Here is a 17,780-nt window from a genome sequence, read left to right as displayed (position 1 = left end):
CGGTCTCGGAAATACGTTCTCTTTTGGCAGCGCTGGCAGCGCGCCGCCAATAGCACACAGCCCGTTTTCGAGACCGGGCACTGCAGCACTGTAACAACTTAAGCCGCGATCAGGCCTGTGCGCCAGTGCTGCGGGCAGAACGGGTCAGAGCCGGAACTCGTGCCCCAGGTACACTTCCTTGACCAACTGGTTGGCCAGGATGGTCTCGGCGTCGCCTTCGGCGATCAGCTGACCATCGTTGACGATGTAGGCAGTTTCGCAGATGTCCAGGGTCTCGCGAACGTTGTGGTCGGTGATCAGCACGCCGATGCCCTTGTTCTTGAGGTGGTGGATGATCTGCTTGATGTCGCCGACCGAGATCGGGTCGACACCGGCGAAGGGTTCGTCCAGCAGGATGAACTTGGGCGCGGTGGCCAGGGCGCGGGCAATCTCGACACGGCGGCGTTCACCACCGGACAGGCTCATGCCCAGGTTGTCGCGGATGTGGCTGATGTGGAACTCCTGCAACAGGCTTTCCAGCTCCTTGCGCCGGCCATCGCGGTCGAGGTCCTTGCGGGTCTCGAGGATTGCCATGATGTTGTCGGCCACCGACAGCTTGCGGAAGATCGAGGCTTCCTGCGGCAGGTAGCCGATGCCGGCCTGGGCACGGCCGTGCATGGGCTGGTGGCTGACGTCGTGGCTGTCGATCAGCACGCGCCCCTGGTCGGCCTGGACCAGGCCGACGATCATGTAGAAGCAGGTGGTCTTGCCGGCGCCGTTGGGGCCGAGCAGGCCGACGATCTGGCCGCTGTCGATCGACAGGCTGACGTCGCGCACGACTTGCCGGCCCTTGTAGCTCTTGGCCAGGTGCTGGGCTTTGAGGGTTGCCATTTACTCGGCCTTTTTCTTCGGTTGAATGACCATGTCGATACGCTGACGCGGTGCAGTCACGTTGCCACCACGGCCGGCGGTCGCCACCTGGGACTTGGTGTTGTAGACGATCTTCTCGCCTTCGGTGGTGTTGCCTTCGTTCTCGACCTTGGCGCGGTCGGTCAGGATTACCGTGTCCTTTTGCGCCTGGTACTGGATGGTCACCGCCCAGCCTTTCATCTTGTCCGCCTTGGCGGCGCTTTGCTGCTGCTCGAAGTAGGCCAGGTTGCCCACCGAGGTGACCACGTCGATGTCGCCGTTGGCGGCGCGGGTCATGGTCACGGTGTTGCCTTTGATCATCATCGAACCTTGGGTGATGATCACGTCGCCGGTGTAGGTGGCCACGCCTTGCTTGTCGTCCAGGTGGGCGTTGTCCGCCTGGATGCGGATCGGCTGGTCACGGTCGTTCGGCAGGGCGAAGGCGCTCGCGCTTCCCAGTGCTACGCCCAGGCTGAGCAGAAGGGGGATGGTTTTAACGAGCCTCATACTGTCCTCTTACGTTAGAGAGCAGGTCCATCCTGCCTTCTTTCAAATACGCTTTCATTCCTTTGCCCGTAGTCGTGCCACCGGCGCCGTCGATTCTAACGGCTTGCTCGGTCTGCGCATATTGCTTCTGCGGGAACACAGTCATGCGTGTGCTGGTGATGATGGTTTCGCGTTGCTTCTCGTCGGTGCGCGCCACGCGCACGTCATCGATCAGTTCCACCTCGCTGCCATCCGGGTTGACCTCGGCGCGCTTGCTCTGCACGTGCCATGGGTACTCGGTGCCACGGTACATGTGCAGGTCGGGCGTGGTCACCAGGGTGACTTCGCTGGCCTTGAGATGCTCGACCTTGGCGGCGGTCATTTCGTACTGCAGCTTGCCGTCGGGCAGGAACTGCACGCTGTGGGCGTTGATGGCGTAGTAGTCGATGGCGCTTTCGTCGACCTGGGCCGCGGGCTGCTCGAGGAAGCTCTCGGGGCTGATGTTCCAGTAGCCGACCGCCGCCAGAACGGCGGCGATCACGCCAAGCAGCGCAAAATTGCGAACTTTCTTGCTGAACATGGGTGGCCTTACAGGTAGTTGGCGTTGGCAGCGTCCAGGGTACCCTGGGCCTGCATGATCAGTTCGCAGAACTCGCGGGCGGCGCCTTCGCCGCCGCGGGCCTGCGTGACACCGTGGGCGTGCTGGCGCACGAACGGTGCGGCGTTGTGCACGGCCATGCCCAGGCCCACCCGGCGGATCACCGGCAGGTCGGGCAGGTCGTCGCCCAGGTAGGCGACCTGCTCATAGCTTAGATTGAGTTCGGCGAGCAGGCCGTCGAGCACCACCAGTTTGTCCTCGCGGCCCTGGAACAGGTGGGGGATGCCGAGGTTCTTCGCCCGTCGCTCGACCACCGGGGTCTTGCGCCCGCTGATGATGGCCGTGGTCACGCCCGCGGCCATGAGCATCTTGATGCCATGGCCGTCGAGGGTGTTGAAGGTCTTGAACTCGCTGCCGTCCTCGAGGAAGTACAGGCGCCCGTCGGTGAGCACGCCGTCGACGTCGAACACCGCCAGCTTGATGGCCTTGGCACGTTGCATCAGGTCCTGGTTCATTTACATCACTCCGGCGCGCAACAGGTCGTGCATGTTCAGGGCGCCGGTCGGGCGGTCCGCCTGATCGACCACCACCAGTGCGCTGATCTTGTGGTCTTCCATGATTTTCAGCGCCTCGGCGGCGAGCATCTCGGCGCGGGCGGTCTTGCCGTGCACGGTCATGACCTCGTCGATCAGGGTCTTGTGCACGTCGATGTTGCGGTCCAGGCTGCGGCGCAGGTCGCCGTCGGTGAACACCCCGGCCAGCTTGCCGTCATTGCCCAGGACCACGGTCATGCCTAAACCTTTGCGAGACATTTCAAGCAGCGCGTCCTTGAGCAGGGTGCCGGTCTTGACCACCGGCAGTTCGTCGCCGGCGTGCATGACGTTTTCGACCTTCAGCAACAGGCGACGGCCCAGGGCCCCCCCGGGGTGCGAGAAGGCAAAGTCCTCGGCGGTGAAGCCGCGGGCCTCGAGCAGGGCGATGGCCAGGGCGTCGCCCAGTGCCAGCGCCGCGGTGGTCGAGGAGGTGGGCGCCAGGTTGAGCGGGCAGGCTTCCTGGGCGACGCTGGCGTCGAGGTTGACCTCGGCGGCCTGGGCCAGGGGCGAATCGGGATTGCCGGTCAGGCTGATCATCTGGATGCCGAGGCGCTTGATCAGCGGCAGCAGGGTGACGATTTCGGCGGTGCTGCCGGAATTGGACAGGGCAAGAATGACATCGTCGCGGGTGATCATGCCCATGTCGCCATGGCTGGCCTCGGCCGGGTGCACGAAGAATGCCGGGGTGCCGGTGCTGGCCAGGGTGGCGGCGATCTTGTTGCCGATGTGCCCCGACTTGCCCATGCCAACCACCACGACCCGGCCCTTGCTGGCCAGGATCAGTTCGCAAGCCTTGACGAAGTCGCCGTCGATACGGGCCAGCAGGGCCTCCACGGCCTCGAGTTCGAGGCGCAGGGTGCGCTGGGCGGATTGGATCAGCTCGCTGGATTGGGTCATGTCGAAACGCAATGCCTGATGAAAAGGCGGCGATTATAGCTGCAATGTGTGAAACGCTCATCCATCGAATGTCATATGCCTGTCGCACAACCCTGTCTGTGCCCTGAACGAGTCAGGCGATGGCCTTGGGGCGGGCCTATCAGCGGTGCTATAGTTCGCCGCTATTCGGCCTGCCACGGGCGCGTGTGCCTTCATGATGAAGGCCGGCGTCAACTAGGCGAGGCTGCACTAGCAAGGAGTCTAGATGAGTGTGGATAGCGCCTGTGCGGTCGAGTTGAAGGGCGTCACCTTCAAGCGCGGTTCGCGCAGCATTTTCAGCAACGTGGACATTCGTATTCCGCGCGGCAAGGTCACTGGCATCATGGGGCCTTCGGGCTGCGGCAAGACCACCCTGCTGCGCCTGATGGGCGCGCAGCTGCGCCCGGCCAGCGGCGAAGTCTGGGTCAATGGCCAGAACCTGCCCGCGCTGTCGCGGGGCGATCTGTTCGATGCGCGCAAGCAGATGGGCGTGCTGTTCCAGAGCGGCGCGCTGTTCACCGACCTCGATGTCTTCGAGAACGTCGCCTTCCCGCTGCGCGTGCATACGCAGCTGTCGGACGAGATGATCCGCGACATCGTGCTCATGAAGCTGCAGGCCGTGGGCCTGCGCGGCGCCATCGACCTGATGCCCGACGAACTGTCCGGCGGCATGAAACGCCGCGTGGCGCTGGCCCGGGCGATCGCCCTGGACCCACAGATCCTCATGTACGACGAACCGTTCGTCGGCCAGGACCCGATCGCCATGGGGGTGCTGGTGCGCCTGATCCGGCTGCTCAACGACGCCCTGGGCATCACCAGCATCGTGGTTTCCCACGACCTGGCGGAAACCGCCAGCATCGCCGACTACATCTATGTGGTGGGCGACGGCCAGGTACTGGGGCAGGGCACGCCGGCCGAGCTGATGGGCTCGGACAACCCGCGCATCCGCCAGTTCATGAAGGGTGACCCGGACGGTCCGGTACCTTTCCATTTCCCTGCGCCTGACTACCGCGCCGATCTGCTGGGGACGCGTTGATGCGCAGAAAATCCTTACTCGAACGTATCCGCCTGTTTGGCCGCTCGGCCATCGACGTGCTGGCCGTGCTGGGGCGCTCGTGCCTGTTCCTCGGGCATGCGCTGATCGGCCGTGGCGGCATCGGCGGCAGCTTCCAGCTGCTGGTCAAGCAGCTGTATTCGGTCGGCGTGCTGTCGCTGGCGATCATCGTCGTGTCCGGTGTGTTCATCGGCATGGTGCTGGCGCTGCAGGGCTACAGCATCCTCACCAAGTATGGCTCGGAGCAGGCGGTGGGGCAGATGGTCGCCCTGACCCTGCTGCGCGAGCTCGGGCCGGTGGTCACCGCCTTGCTGTTCGCCGGGCGCGCGGGCTCGGCGTTGACCGCCGAAATCGGCAACATGAAATCCACCGAGCAGCTGTCCAGCCTCGAGATGATCGGCGTCGACCCGCTCAAGTACATCGTTGCCCCGCGCCTGTGGGCCGGCTTCATCTCGCTGCCGTTGCTGGCGCTGATCTTCAGCGTGGTCGGTATCTGGGGCGGCTCGTGGGTTGCCGTGGACTGGCTGGGCGTCTACGAAGGCTCGTTCTGGGCCAATATGCAGAACAGCGTTTCTTTCGCCGACGACGTGATCAATGGCTTGATCAAGAGCCTGGTGTTCGCCTTCGTCGTGACCTGGATCGCCGTATTCCAGGGGTATGACTGCGAGCCCACCTCAGAAGGGATCAGCCGTGCCACTACCAAGACCGTGGTCTATGCCTCGCTGGCAGTCCTGGGTCTGGACTTTATTCTGACCGCCTTGATGTTTGGAGATTTCTGATGCAAAACCGCACCCTGGAAATCGGTGTCGGCCTGTTCCTCCTGGCCGGGATCCTGGCGCTGCTGCTGCTGGCCCTGCGTGTCAGCGGGCTGTCGGCCAGCCCGAGCAGCGACACGTACAAAGTTTACGCCTACTTCGACAATATCGCCGGTTTGACGGTCAGAGCTAAAGTGACCATGGCCGGTGTGACCATCGGCAAGGTCACGGCCATCGATCTGGACCGCGACTCGTATACCGGTCGGGTAACGCTGCAGTTGGACAAGAACGTCGACAACCTGCCGACCGACTCCACTGCCTCGATCCTGACTGCCGGCCTGCTGGGCGAGAAGTACATCGGCATCAGCGTGGGCGGCGAAGACGCGTTGCTCAAGGATGGCAGCACCATCCACGACACCCAGTCGGCGCTGGTGCTGGAAGATCTGATCGGCAAGTTCCTGCTCAACTCGGTGGGCAAGGAACCCAAAGAAGCTCAACCGGCTAACTAAGGAGTTTCCATGATTTCGATCCTGCGACGTGGCCTGCTGGTCCTGCTGGCGGCCTTCCCCCTGCTGGCCCTGGCGGCGCCGGGGCAATCCGCCCGTGATGTGATCCAGGGCACCACCAGCCAGTTGCTCAGCGACCTGAAAGCCAACAAGGCGCAGTACAAGGCCAACCCGGAGGCGTTCTACAGCGCCCTGAACAGCAACCTTGGGCCGGTGGTCGATGCCGATGGCATCTCCAAGAGCATCATGACCGTCAAGTATTCGCGCAAGGCCACGCCTGAGCAGATGCAGCGCTTCCAGGAGAACTTCAAGCGCAGCCTGATGCAGTTCTACGGCAACGCCCTGCTGGAATACGACAACCAGGGCATCACCGTCGACCCGGCGCGTGCCGAAGACGGCGATCGCACCAGCGTCGGCATGAAGATCACCGGTAACAACGGCGCGGTCTACCCGGTGCAGTACACCATGCAGAAGCTCGATGGCCAGTGGAAAGTGCGCAACGTCATCGTCAACGGCATCAACATCGGCAAGCTGTTCCGCGACCAGTTCCAGGACGCCATGCAGCGCAACGGCAACAACCTGGACAAGACCATCGACGGCTGGGCCGGCGAAGTGGCCAAGGCCAAGCAAACCGCCGACAGTTCGCCGGATAAGGAAGTCAAATGAGCGACGCCGCCGTGAGCATGGCCGAGCCGGGGGTCCTGGCCCTGGCCGGCGTGCTGGACTACCGCAGCGGCCCGGCCCTGCGCAAGCAGGGCAAGGCACTGATCGCCGCCAGCCGCGAGGCGCACCTGGTGCTCGATTGCACGGCGGTGGTCAAGTCCAGCAGTGTCGGCCTGTCGCTGCTGCTGGCGTTCATGCGTGACGCCCAGGCCGCCGGCAAGGCCTGGGAACTGCGCGGCATGCCCAGCGACATGCGGGAAATCGCCGAGGTCTACGACCTCGACGAAGTACTGGCAGGCTGATGGCCTGGCGCCAGGTGGAGGCCCCTCGGTCAGCGAGCCCGCGCATGGGCTTCGCAGGCGAGGGGCTTTTTTGTATGATGGCCGACCCGCGCGCGTTGGGCGCCGATCGAGGTTGAGCATGCAGGCCGTAGAAGTTAAAAGCTTTCTGGAAGAAAAAATGCCGGGAACCCGGGTCGAAGTTGAAGGCGAAGGCTGCAACTTCCAGTTGAACGTGATCAGCGACGAGCTGGCGGGCCAGAGCCCGGTCAAGCGTCAGCAGGCGATCTATGCTCACCTCAATCCATGGATCGCCAACGGCAGCATCCACGCGGTAACCATGAAATTCTTCAGCAGCGCAGCCTGGGCTGAGCGCACCTGAGCCAACTTGGCGGCGAGACACGAATGGACAAACTGATTATCACTGGCGGTGCACGCCTCGACGGCGAGATCCGCATTTCCGGCGCGAAGAACGCAGCCCTGCCGATTCTCTCGGCTACCCTGCTGGCCGATGGCCCGGTCACGGTCGGCAACCTGCCGCACCTGCACGACATCACCACCATGATCGAGCTGTTCGGTCGCATGGGCATCGAGCCTGTGATCGACGAGAAGCTCGCGGTGGAAATCGACCCGCGCACCATCAAGACCCTGGTCGCGCCATACGAGCTGGTCAAGACCATGCGCGCCTCGATCCTGGTGCTTGGCCCGATGGTCGCCCGTTTCGGCGAGGCCGAAGTGGCCCTGCCCGGCGGTTGCGCCATTGGCTCGCGCCCGGTCGACCTGCACATCCGCGGCCTGGAAGCCATGGGTGCGAAGATCGAAGTCGAAGGTGGCTACATCAAGGCCAAGGCGCCTGAAGGCGGCCTGCGCGGCGCGCACTTCTTCTTCGACACCGTCAGCGTTACCGGTACCGAGAACATCATGATGGCCGCGGCCCTGGCCAAGGGCCGCAGCGTGCTGCAGAACGCTGCCCGCGAACCGGAAGTGGTCGACCTGGCCAATTTCATCAACGCCATGGGTGGCAAGATCCAGGGCGCTGGCACCGACACCATCACCATCGATGGCGTCGAGCGCCTGCACTCGGCCAACTATCGCGTCATGCCCGACCGTATCGAGACCGGCACCTACCTGGTTGCCGCTGCCGTGACCGGTGGTCGCGTCAAGGTCAAGGACACCGATCCGACCATCCTCGAAGCCGTCCTTGAGAAGCTCAAGGAAGCTGGCGCCGACATCACCACCGGCGAGGACTGGATCGAGCTGGACATGCACGGCAAGCGGCCGAAGGCTGTCAACCTGCGCACCGCGCCGTACCCGGCGTTCCCCACCGACATGCAGGCGCAGTTCATCTCGCTCAATGCCATCGGTGAGGGCACTGGTGCGGTGATCGAGACCATCTTCGAGAACCGCTTCATGCACGTCTACGAGATGCATCGCATGGGCGCGCAGATCCAGGTCGAAGGCAACACCGCCATCGTCACCGGCGTCAGCAAGCTCAAGGGCGCCCCGGTGATGGCCACCGACCTGCGTGCGTCCGCCAGCCTGGTGCTGTCGGCGCTGGTCGCCGAAGGCGACACCTTGATCGACCGCATCTACCACATCGACCGTGGTTACGAGTGCATCGAGGAAAAACTGCAGATGCTGGGCGCGAAGATCCGTCGCGTACCGGGCTAGTCTGTACGGCGCAGGGAAGCGCCCCGAATTTTATACAGCCGGGCTGTGCCCGGCTGGCTATAGCTGCTTAAGGACCGACGTTCCCATGTTGACCATCGCGCTATCCAAGGGCCGCATTCTCGACGATACCCTGCCGTTGCTGGCCGAAGCCGGTATCGTCCCGACCGAGAATCCGGACAAGAGCCGCAAGCTGATCATCCCCACCACGCAGGATGACGTACGCCTGCTCATCGTGCGTGCCACCGACGTGCCGACCTATGTCGAGCATGGTGCCGCCGACCTCGGGGTGGCCGGCAAGGACGTGCTGATGGAATACGGCGGCCAGGGCCTGTACGAGCCCCTGGACCTGCAGATCGCCCAATGCAAGCTGATGACCGCCGGCGTCACCGGTGCCCCTGAACCCAAGGGCCGCCTGCGCGTGGCCACCAAGTTCGTCAACGTAGCCAAGCGCTACTACGCCGAGCAGGGCCGCCAGGTCGACATCATCAAGTTGTACGGCTCCATGGAGCTGGCCCCGTTGATCAACCTCGCCGACAAGATCATCGACGTGGTCGACACCGGCAACACCCTGCGCGCCAATGGCCTGGAGCCACAGGAACTGATCGCCACGATCAGCTCGCGCCTGGTGGTCAACAAGGCCTCCATGAAGATGCAGCACGCCCGTATCCAGAGCCTGATCGACACCCTGCGCAACGCTGTCGAATCGCGACACCGCGGCTGACTACTGCGCGCGACCTTTGCTGTCGCGCCCGTCTATCCGCGTCATAGCCTTCTTTCTCAGGTGCCCGCGCGGATGGAGTGGTAGCTTTAGGGCGCCTGAACATCCGCTAACAACGAGGCCCTCGCCATGACCGTGTCCACTGCAATTGCCCGTCTCAACGCCGCTGACCAGGATTTCGCCCGACATCTGGATCATCTGCTGAGCTGGGAAAGTGTGTCCGATGACGCGGTCAACCAGCGCGTGCTCGACATCATCAAGGCCGTGCGCGAGCGCGGCGACGCGGCGCTGGTGGAGTTCACCCAGCGTTTCGATGGCGTTGAGGCCCAGTCGATCGACGACCTGATCCTCGATCGCGAGCGCCTGGAACTGGCCCTGACCCGCATCACCCCGACCCAGCGCGAAGCCCTGGAGAAAGCCGCCAACCGCGTGCGTATCTACCATGAGCGGCAGAAGCAGGACTCCTGGCAGTACACCGAGGCCGACGGCACCGTGCTCGGGCAGAAGGTCACCCCACTGGACCGCGCCGGGCTGTATGTGCCGGGCGGCAAGGCGTCGTACCCGTCGTCGGTGCTGATGAACGCCATTCCGGCCAAGGTCGCTGGTGTCGGCGAGGTGGTGATGGTGGTGCCGACCCCGCGTGGCGAGGTCAACGAGCTGGTGCTGGCGGCCGCCTGCATCGCCGGTGTCGACCGGGTCTTCACCGTGGGCGGGGCCCAGGCCGTCGCCGCCTTGGCCTACGGCACCGAGAGCGTGCCGCAGGTGGACAAGATCGTCGGCCCGGGCAATATCTACGTGGCTACCGCCAAGCGCCATGTGTTTGGCCAGGTCGGCATCGACATGATCGCCGGCCCGTCGGAAATCCTCGTGGTCTGCGACGGCCAGACCGATCCGGACTGGATCGCCATGGACCTGTTCTCCCAGGCCGAGCACGACGAGGATGCCCAGGCGATCCTGGTCAGCCCGGACGCCGCGTTCCTCGACCGTGTCGCCGCCAGCATCGACAAGTTGCTGCCGAGCATGGAGCGTGCCGAGATCATCGAGAAGTCGATCAATGGCCGTGGCGCGCTGATCCAGGTGCGTGACATGCAGCAGGCCATCGAGGTGGCCAACCGCATCGCGCCTGAGCACCTGGAGCTGTCGGTGGCCGATCCACAGGCCTGGCTGGCGCAGATTCGCCACGCCGGCGCGATCTTCATGGGCCGCCACACCAGCGAGGCGCTGGGCGACTACTGCGCCGGCCCCAACCACGTGTTGCCGACCTCGGGTACTGCGCGGTTCTCGTCGCCGCTGGGCGTGTATGACTTCCAGAAGCGTTCGTCGATCATCTTCTGCTCCGAGCAGGGCGCCTCCGAGCTGGGCCACACCGCTTCGGTGCTGGCTCGTGGCGAATCGCTGACCGCCCACGCGCGCAGCGCCGAATACCGCATCCTCAACGAGAAGGGGAACTGAGCATGAGTCGTTTCTGGAGCCCCTTCGTCAAGGACCTGGTGCCTTACGTGCCGGGCGAGCAGCCCAAGTTGGCGCGCTTGGTCAAGCTCAACACCAACGAGAACCCCTATGGCCCGTCGCCCAAGGCGCTGGAGGCGATGCGTGGCGAGCTGAACGACAACCTGCGGCTGTACCCGGACCCGAACGGTGATCGGCTCAAGCAGGCGGTGGCCGAGTATTACCGCGTGACGCCGGCGCAGGTGTTCGTTGGTAATGGCTCGGACGAGGTGCTGGCGCACATCTTCCATGGCCTGTTCCAGCATGACCGGGGGCCGCTGCTGTTCCCGGACGTGAGCTACAGCTTCTACCCGGTGTATTGCGGCCTGTATGGCATTGGCTTCGAGCAGGTGGCGCTGGATGAGCAGTTCCAGATCCGGGTTTCGGACTACAGCAAGCCCAATGCCGGGATCATTTTCCCCAACCCCAATGCGCCGACCGGTTGCCTGCTGGCGCTGGAAGCGGTCGAGCAGTTGTTGCAGGCCAACCGGGATTCGGTGGTGGTGGTCGATGAGGCCTACATCGATTTTGGTGGTGAGACGGCTATCAGCCTGGTCGATCGCTATGACAACCTGCTGGTGACCCAGACCTTGTCCAAGTCGCGTTCGTTGGCGGGGCTGCGGGTGGGCTTGGCGGTTGGCCACCCTGACTTGATCGAGGCGTTGGAGCGGATCAAGAACAGCTTCAACTCCTACCCGTTGGATCGCATGGCGATTGTCGGGGCGGCGGTGGCGTTCGAGGACCGGGCTTATTTTGATGAGACTTGCCGCAAGGTCATCGATAGCCGGGAGGGGCTGGTGGCCGAGTTGCTGGCGCGGGGGTTCGAGGTGTTGCCTTCGGCGGCGAACTTCATCTTTGCTCGGCATCCCGAGCAGGATGCTGCGGGGATCGCGGCGCGGTTGCGGGAGCAAGGGGTGATTGTGCGGCACTTCAAGCAGGAGCGGATTGCGCAGTTCCTGCGGATTACCATTGGAACGCCGGAGATGAATCGGGCGTTGCTTGATGCGTTGAATTAATTCTGGGGTTTTGACGGGGGCGGGTTGGGAGTGGCTGTATAACTCCTGATTCGCCCCTTGTTGTTGTTGTTGTTGTTGTTGTTGTTGTTGTTGTTGTTGTTGTTGTTGTTGTTGTTGTTGTTGGTGTGGGTTTTGGTAGTTGTATGCGCATTCATTTGTGATGTCGACGCATAGTCACCTTTCCGCCCTTACGGCGGGTAACTTTTTGAAGGATCAAAAAGTCACCAAAAAATCCTCGCTCCATTCATCCGGCCCCTACGCTTCGCTCCGGGGTTCCCTCACTCCGGCCTTGCTCCCGGGAGGGCCGCGCTGCAGGGCCCATCCTGGGCCCCAGCGCTTGACGGGCATCCATGCCCGTCACCTCCCTACGCAAGACCTGCGTTCGGCCTCCTGAAGTCGCGAAGTTAGGAGCGGCGCCTGCACTGGCGCAGCTAGTCGCTAGTTGAATCACTGGGAACTCTGGATCGCATTGCGGGGCCCGCTCCCACGCCAAGCCGATAAAGTGGCCAAGCGTGGGAGTGGGCTTGCCCCACGATGGCGTCGGAACAAACAACACATTCCCAACTAACAAACCAAAAATATCTGCTCTTGATCTGCTCTTGATCTGCTCTTGATTTTGCTTCTAAGTGCGCGATAGATCAGGCGCCGCCAATTGCGACTTCAGGAGGCCGAGTGGAGTTCTTGCGTAGTGGGGCGACGGCCATGGATGGCCGTCGAGCGCTGGGGCCCAGGATGGGCCCTACAGCGCGGTACCCACGGGAGCAAGAACGGAGCGAGGGAACCCCGGAGCGCAGCGTAGGGGCCGGATGAATGGAGCCAGCGGTTTTTGCCTACTTTTGCCCGCGTGCAAAAGTAGGTCGCCGTAAGGGCGAAAAGGTGACTGAATGTCGACATCATCTACGAATGCGCATACAAAAATCAAAACCATCACTACCGAACCCGAACCCGAACCCGAACCCGAACCCGAACCCGAACCCGAACCCGAACCCGAACCCGCCCCTGCATCCCCCCACCAACCCGCTATCGTCCCAAAAATTCATCCGATGACCGGACGTTCCCGCTAAGTGTCCCAGCTAACCAAACGCTCCCTGGTAGAACAAGCCGTAGACCAGCTCCGCGACCGCATCGCCAGGGGCTCCTGGTCGATAGGCCAACGCCTGCCCACCGAACCCGAGCTGGCCAGCGACCTGGGCATCAGCCGCAACACCGTGCGCGAAGCCATGCGCGTCCTGGCCTTCAGCGGCCTGGTGGAAATCCGCCAGGGCGACGGCAGCTACCTGCGTACCGTCTCCGACCCGCTGCAAGCCGTCCAGGCCATGTCCCGCTGCACCGTCGAACACGCCCGCGAAACCCGCCACATCCTCGAGGCCGAAGCCATCGGCCTGGCCGCCATGCGCCGCACCGAGCACGACCTGCAGCAACTGCGCGAAGCCCTGCAACACAGCGCCGCGCATTTTCACAGCGATATCCCCGCCTACGTCGCCTGCGACATCCAGTTTCACCAGCTGCTGGTCGACGCCGCCCACAACCCCGCCCTGAGCGAGCTCTACCGCTATTTCTCCGGCGTGGTGGCCGCGGCCCTGCAACACAACATGTCCACCGTCCCCCGCTGCCAGGCCGTGTTCGACCTGCACGCAGAGATCGTCGACGCCCTCGAACAACGTGATCCGCAACGGGCCAAGCACCTGAGCCGGACCCTCATCGAATCCTGACAGCGAGAAGGCCATGGCCGAACGAGCGAACCACGACACCGCCCAACGCGAGGCGGAACTTGAAGAGCTGTTGATCGACGCCGAAGCCGACGACGAGCAGGTCCAGCAGCAACCCGTGTTGCTGCGCCGGCCCTGGTTGCTGTTGCTGGGGCTGGTGCTGGTGGCGCTGAACCTGCGCCCGGCACTGTCGAGCATGGCGCCCGTGCTCGGCCAGGTCAGCGCAGGCCTAGGCCTGAATGCCTCGCAAGCAGGCCTGCTGACCACCCTGCCAGTGTTGTGCCTGGGGCTTTTCGCACCGTTGGCGCCGATCCTGGCGCGGCGTTTCGGCAGCGAGCGGGTGATCCTCGGCATCCTCCTGACGCTGGCCCTGGGCATCCTGGTGCGCAGCGCGCTGGGTAGCGCCGGGGTGTTCCTCGGCAGCCTGATGGCCGGGGCCAGCATCGGCATCATCGGCGTGCTGCTGCCCGGCATCGTCAAGCGCGACTTCCCGCAGCACGCCGGCACCCTGACCGGGGTCTACACCATGGCGCTGTGCCTGGGCGCGGCCATGGCCGCCGGCGCCACCGTGCCCTTGACCCGGCACTTCGACGACAGCTGGGCCATCGGCCTGGGCTTCTGGCTGCTGCCGGCCCTGCTGGCGATGCTGGTGTGGCTGCCCCAGGCGCGCCAGGGCCACGGGCTGCACAAGGCCGCCTACCGGGTGCGTGGGCTGTGGCGCGACCCGCTGGCCTGGCAGGTCACCCTGTACATGGGGTTGCAGTCGTCGCTGGCCTACATCGTCTTCGGCTGGCTGCCGTCGATCCTTATCGGCCGAGGCCTGAGCCCGACCGAGGCAGGGCTGGTGCTGTCGGGGTCGGTGATCGTGCAATTGGTCAGTGCCTTGAGCGCGCCTTGGTTGGCAACGCGCGGCAAGGACCAGCGGCTGGCCATCGTGATCGTGATGCTGGTGACCCTGGCCGGGTTGTTCGGCTGCCTGTATGCGCCGATCGAGGGCCTGTGGGGCTGGGCGATTCTGCTCGGGCTGGGGCAGGGCGGCACCTTTGCCCTGGCATTGACCCTGATCGTGCTGCGCTCCAAGGACGCACACGTGGCCGCCAACCTGTCGAGCATGGCCCAGGGGGTCGGCTACACCCTGGCGTCCATGGGGCCGTTCGCGGTGGGGCTGGTGCATGATCTGACCGCAGGCTGGAGCGCGGTGGGCTGGATCTTCGCGGTGCTGGGTATCGGCGCGATCGTATTCGGGCTGGGCGCCGGGCGGGCGCTGCATGTGCAGGTCGGCAGCGAGCGCGTCTAGGCCGCGGGCTTGTGCCGCGATCGTCATTCACGCGGCGAATGAGCATGGTGTTGCGGGCATCCAGGCAGTATCTTGCGGGTTTCGCACCTTGCGCAGGAACAGTCCATGAGCGATGCCAACAGCGCCCTGATCACCCGTTTCTACCAGGCCTTCCAGCGCCTGGACGCCGAGGCCATGGTGGCCTGCTACAGCGAAGACATCGTCTTCAGCGACCCGGTCTTCGGCACTTTGCGCGGGCGCGACGCGGGTGACATGTGGCGGATGCTCACTACCCGCGCCAAGGACTTCACCCTGACTTTCGACGACGTGCGCAGCGATGGCGCGCACTGGGTGGCCACCTACCTGTTCAGCCAGACCGGGCGGGTGGTGGTCAACGATATCCAGGCACGCTTCGTGATTCGCGACGGGCTGATCTGCCAGCACGACGATACCTTCGACCTGTGGCGCTGGTCGCGCCAGGCACTGGGCATGCCGGGCGTGCTGCTGGGCTGGACGCCGATGCTGCAGAACAAGGTGCGCCAGCAGGCGTTCAAGGGGCTTCGCGCATTCCAGCAGGCGCGCTGAGGCGTTAAGCTGGCGACCTTCTTCCGTTGCACCGAACCGAGCCGTGAGCGAATCAGCGCCTTCCCCCGACTGCAAACCCTGGTACGTCTACCTGGTGCGTGCCGCCAACGGCTCGCTGTACTGCGGCATCAGCGACGATCCGCAGCGGCGCTTCGCCAAGCACCAGAAGGGGCAGGGGGCGCGGTATTTCAAGACCAGCCCGGCGCAGGCGCTGGTGTATGTGGAGCAGTGGCCCGACAAGGGCGAGGCGCTGCGCCAGGAGCGGTTGGTGAAGAAGCTGCGCAAGGCGGCGAAGGAGGCGTTGGTGGCCTCCTACACCGGTGGTGTCGTCACGCTCGCCACGACCCCATGACAGGTGACCGTGCAGACCTGCGGCGCCGCCTTGTCCCGCGAGGTTTCTAGTGCTTCATGCCGAGCTCGGCATCATCCATCAGCGCCTTGGCCAGCGCGCTCAGGTAATACGATGCCCAGAGCAGTTGGGGCTTTTCCTCCATGATCCCGGTGATGGTCAGGTCGCGTACGCAGCCCATCAGCTCCGAGGCCTGGTCGCGGGCGTGCTGGCAGGGGATGCCGGGCTCGATGCAGAACAGCGGGTCGGTCATGCCTTCGCCTTGGTAGAACTTGGTCTTGCCAGCGGTGGTGGGGGTGTTGTCTGTGCTCATGGCTGCTCTCCCTGAAATGGTTGCTGCCTGTGCGGGCGCTTGCCCCGCGATTGGGCTTAATGCAACGTCGGCGCCTGCGCTGGCATTTGTACCTGGATCAATGCCGCTTCGAGCAACACACGCAGTGACTCCATTTCATGCATCGACGCCATCATCAGCACGGCGGCCGGCGACCTGGGTTTGAGCTGCACGGCCTGATGGGCCACGGTCAAGGCGCACAGGGCGTACTCGGTGGCCTGGATGAGGGTGTCTTCGAGGGAATGAGGGTTGTGGGGTGGATCGGGGACAATCTTCAGCATTGGCTTGGCTCTCTCAGAAGGGCCACTACCAACTGCTGTCAAACAAGTGGGTGGCAGCTATACGTGGGTTGACAGACCGGTGAGAGAACCTGACCCGGCGCACACGAGGTGCCCCACGCACAGCCGCCATAGAGCGAAAGCCATGCGGAAGGTTCTCAGCGGCCTGTCAAAGCCGATCGCTGATTGTGCAGCGACAGCCCGAGACTAGAGGCCAACCCAGAGCACCGCAATGGCTTGAAAGGGCTTGGAAGTATGTTTGGGAAATGGACTACAGGGAATGGGGAAAGTCTTAAAAACGGCGATCTACTTGAGATCACTGGGGCTGCTTTGCAGCCCTTTCGCGACACAAGGCCGCTCCTACAGATGATCGCGTTTCCCTGTGGGCGCGGCCTTGTGTCGCGATAGGGGCGCAACGCGCCCCCGGCGATCTCAGTCCTTGCGCCGCTTCAGCTGGTCGATCAGTTGGGTCGGCAAGCCCTTGATCACCAGCGTCCCGGCTGCTTCGTCATACTCGACCTTCGAACCCAGCAAATGTGCCTCGAAACTGATCGACAGGCCTTCGGCGCGCCCGGTGAAGCGGCGGAACTGGTTGAGGGTGCGCTTGTCGGCCGGGATCTCCGGCGACAGGCCATAGTCGCTGTTGCGAATGTGGTCGAAGAACGCCTCGGGACGGTCCTCGTCGATCAGGCTGGAGAGCTCCTCCAGCGCCATCGGCTCGCCCAGCTTGGTCTGTGTGGTGGCGTAGTCGACCAGGGTCTGGGTCTTCTCCCGCGCAGCTTCTTCGGGCAGGTCTTCCTTTTCGACGAAATCGCTGAACGCCTTGAGCAGGGTGCGGGTCTCGCCCGGGCCGTCGACGCCCTCCTGGCAGCCGATGAAGTCGCGGAAGTAGTCCGAGACCTTCTTGCCGTTCTTGCCCTTGATGAACGAGATGTACTGCTTGGAATGCTGGTTGTTCTTCCACTCCGACAGGTTGACCCGCGCCGCCAGGTGCAACTGGCCCAGGTCCAGGTGGCGTGATGGGGTCACGTCCAGCTCGGCGTTCACCGCCACGCCTTCGCTGTGGTGCAGCAGGGCGATGGCCAGGTACTCGGTCATGCCTTGCTGGTAGTGGGCGAACAGCACGTGCCCGCCAGTGGAGAGGTTGGATTCTTCCATCAGCTTCTGCAGGTGCTCGACGGCGATACGGCTGAAGCTGGCGAAGTCCTTTTCCCCGTCCTGGTACTGCTTGAGCCAGCCACTGAACGGGTAGGCACCAGACTCGCCGTGGAAAAAGCCCCAGGCCTTGCCCTGTTTGGCGTTGTAGCTGTCGTTGAGGTCGGCCAGCAGGTTTTCGATGGCGTCGGAGGCTGCCAGTTCGCTGTCGCGGGCATGCAGTACGGCGGGGCTGCCATCGGGCTTCTTGTCGATCAGGTGAACGATGCAATGACGGATTGGCATGGAATTCTCGGGGTAAAGGGCGGCATGGGGCCGCGCTGCAAAAGGCGTTAAGTTTACCTCAGGGGGAGTGCGGTGCAGTGGCCAGATGTTGGCGTAAATGCCAGTTGTTCGTTTTTTGTTCAATTTTCTGCGGTTTTTTCCGAAACCCCCGAAAAACCTGCACAAAATCAGTGTCGAGAGCGG

The 17,780-nt window shown here is 63.7% G+C and carries 22 protein-coding genes; 14 read left to right on the top strand and 8 right to left on the bottom strand.

What is annotated here, in order from left to right; all coding sequences use genetic code 11:
* Positions 1–144 precede the first annotated feature (144 nt).
* Genes lptB through KSS95_RS22815 form a run of 5 tightly spaced genes read right to left on the bottom strand, consistent with a single transcriptional unit; the run spans position 145 to position 3,462 of the window.
* Entirely contained in the window at positions 145–870 is a 726-nt protein-coding gene (lptB, locus tag KSS95_RS22835) for an LPS export ABC transporter ATP-binding protein (RefSeq protein WP_134693902.1), read from the bottom strand.
* Complete coding sequence (lptA, locus tag KSS95_RS22830) at positions 871–1,395, bottom strand: lipopolysaccharide transport periplasmic protein LptA (protein ID WP_134693903.1); 525 nt, start codon at positions 1,393–1,395, stop codon at positions 871–873.
* Positions 1,382–1,954 (bottom strand): LPS export ABC transporter periplasmic protein LptC, encoded by a 573-nt coding sequence (gene lptC, locus KSS95_RS22825; RefSeq protein ID WP_217849922.1) that lies wholly within the window; start codon positions 1,952–1,954, stop codon positions 1,382–1,384. The genes lptA and lptC overlap by 14 nt, the downstream gene beginning before the upstream one ends.
* Before the next feature lie 8 nt (positions 1,955–1,962).
* On the bottom strand, positions 1,963–2,487 hold the full coding sequence (locus KSS95_RS22820) for a KdsC family phosphatase (RefSeq protein WP_217849916.1): 525 nt from the start codon (positions 2,485–2,487) through the stop codon (positions 1,963–1,965).
* Positions 2,488–3,462, bottom strand: a complete 975-nt coding sequence (locus KSS95_RS22815) for a KpsF/GutQ family sugar-phosphate isomerase (protein WP_217849914.1) — start codon at positions 3,460–3,462, stop codon at positions 2,488–2,490.
* Between the two features lie 244 nt (positions 3,463–3,706).
* Between KSS95_RS22815 and KSS95_RS22810 the strand changes: the two genes are divergently transcribed.
* From KSS95_RS22810 to KSS95_RS22745, 14 genes are all read left to right on the top strand, one after another.
* Positions 3,707–4,516 carry an ATP-binding cassette domain-containing protein gene (locus KSS95_RS22810; protein WP_217849912.1) on the top strand — a complete coding sequence of 270 codons (810 nt, stop codon included), beginning with the start codon at positions 3,707–3,709 and terminating at the stop codon, positions 4,514–4,516.
* Complete coding sequence (gene mlaE, locus KSS95_RS22805) at positions 4,516–5,313, top strand: lipid asymmetry maintenance ABC transporter permease subunit MlaE (RefSeq protein ID WP_217849910.1); 798 nt, start codon at positions 4,516–4,518, stop codon at positions 5,311–5,313. The genes KSS95_RS22810 and mlaE overlap by 1 nt, the downstream gene beginning before the upstream one ends.
* A complete protein-coding gene (gene mlaD / locus KSS95_RS22800) occupies positions 5,313–5,798 on the top strand; it encodes an outer membrane lipid asymmetry maintenance protein MlaD (protein WP_217849909.1) in 486 nt (161 codons plus the stop codon). Before mlaE ends, mlaD begins: the two co-directional genes overlap by 1 nt.
* A gap of 9 nt (positions 5,799–5,807) precedes the next feature.
* Positions 5,808–6,461 (top strand): MlaC/ttg2D family ABC transporter substrate-binding protein, encoded by a 654-nt coding sequence (locus KSS95_RS22795; RefSeq protein ID WP_217849903.1) that lies wholly within the window; start codon positions 5,808–5,810, stop codon positions 6,459–6,461.
* Entirely contained in the window at positions 6,458–6,760 is a 303-nt protein-coding gene (locus KSS95_RS22790) for an STAS domain-containing protein (protein WP_217849901.1), read from the top strand. The genes KSS95_RS22795 and KSS95_RS22790 overlap by 4 nt, the downstream gene beginning before the upstream one ends.
* Positions 6,761–6,878: 118 nt before the next feature.
* Entirely contained in the window at positions 6,879–7,118 is a 240-nt protein-coding gene (locus KSS95_RS22785; protein WP_134693912.1) for a BolA family protein, read from the top strand.
* Between the two features lie 23 nt (positions 7,119–7,141).
* Positions 7,142–8,407 carry a UDP-N-acetylglucosamine 1-carboxyvinyltransferase gene (murA, locus tag KSS95_RS22780; RefSeq protein WP_217849899.1) on the top strand — a complete coding sequence of 422 codons (1,266 nt, stop codon included), beginning with the start codon at positions 7,142–7,144 and terminating at the stop codon, positions 8,405–8,407.
* Positions 8,408–8,492: 85 nt separating this feature from the next.
* Positions 8,493–9,128: an ATP phosphoribosyltransferase gene (gene hisG, locus KSS95_RS22775; RefSeq protein ID WP_011532429.1), complete on the top strand. Its 636-nt coding sequence runs from the start codon at positions 8,493–8,495 to the stop codon at positions 9,126–9,128.
* 126 nt (positions 9,129–9,254) lie between these two features.
* On the top strand, positions 9,255–10,577 hold the full coding sequence (gene hisD / locus KSS95_RS22770) for a histidinol dehydrogenase (RefSeq protein WP_217849897.1): 1,323 nt from the start codon (positions 9,255–9,257) through the stop codon (positions 10,575–10,577).
* A 2-nt stretch (positions 10,578–10,579) separates the two neighbouring features.
* On the top strand, positions 10,580–11,629 hold the full coding sequence (gene hisC, locus KSS95_RS22765; protein ID WP_217849895.1) for a histidinol-phosphate transaminase: 1,050 nt from the start codon (positions 10,580–10,582) through the stop codon (positions 11,627–11,629).
* A gap of 1,064 nt (positions 11,630–12,693) precedes the next feature.
* Positions 12,694–13,341, top strand: a complete 648-nt coding sequence (locus KSS95_RS22760) for a FadR/GntR family transcriptional regulator (protein ID WP_217849893.1) — start codon at positions 12,694–12,696, stop codon at positions 13,339–13,341.
* Between the two features lie 13 nt (positions 13,342–13,354).
* On the top strand, positions 13,355–14,635 hold the full coding sequence (locus tag KSS95_RS22755) for a CynX/NimT family MFS transporter (protein ID WP_217849886.1): 1,281 nt from the start codon (positions 13,355–13,357) through the stop codon (positions 14,633–14,635).
* Between the two features lie 105 nt (positions 14,636–14,740).
* On the top strand, positions 14,741–15,199 hold the full coding sequence (locus KSS95_RS22750; protein ID WP_217849884.1) for a nuclear transport factor 2 family protein: 459 nt from the start codon (positions 14,741–14,743) through the stop codon (positions 15,197–15,199).
* A 43-nt stretch (positions 15,200–15,242) separates the two neighbouring features.
* On the top strand, positions 15,243–15,551 hold the full coding sequence (locus tag KSS95_RS22745; RefSeq protein WP_217849883.1) for a GIY-YIG nuclease family protein: 309 nt from the start codon (positions 15,243–15,245) through the stop codon (positions 15,549–15,551).
* Positions 15,552–15,597: 46 nt separating this feature from the next.
* On the opposite strand, the gene KSS95_RS22740 is transcribed toward KSS95_RS22745, so the two are convergent.
* The 3 genes from KSS95_RS22740 to yejK form a co-directional block, all read right to left on the bottom strand.
* Positions 15,598–15,861, bottom strand: a complete 264-nt coding sequence (locus tag KSS95_RS22740; RefSeq protein WP_217849881.1) for a DUF3077 domain-containing protein — start codon at positions 15,859–15,861, stop codon at positions 15,598–15,600.
* Between the two features lie 56 nt (positions 15,862–15,917).
* On the bottom strand, positions 15,918–16,160 hold the full coding sequence (locus KSS95_RS22735; protein ID WP_217849878.1) for a hypothetical protein: 243 nt from the start codon (positions 16,158–16,160) through the stop codon (positions 15,918–15,920).
* Positions 16,161–16,589: 429 nt separating this feature from the next.
* Positions 16,590–17,597: a nucleoid-associated protein YejK gene (gene yejK, locus KSS95_RS22730; protein WP_217849876.1), complete on the bottom strand. Its 1,008-nt coding sequence runs from the start codon at positions 17,595–17,597 to the stop codon at positions 16,590–16,592.
* Between the last annotated feature and the right edge of the window lie 183 nt (positions 17,598–17,780).

Source organism: Pseudomonas muyukensis (genome assembly GCF_019139535.1).
Lineage (GTDB): Bacteria > Pseudomonadota > Gammaproteobacteria > Pseudomonadales > Pseudomonadaceae > Aquipseudomonas > Aquipseudomonas muyukensis.
This window is presented reverse-complemented; position numbering and strand designations above follow the sequence as displayed.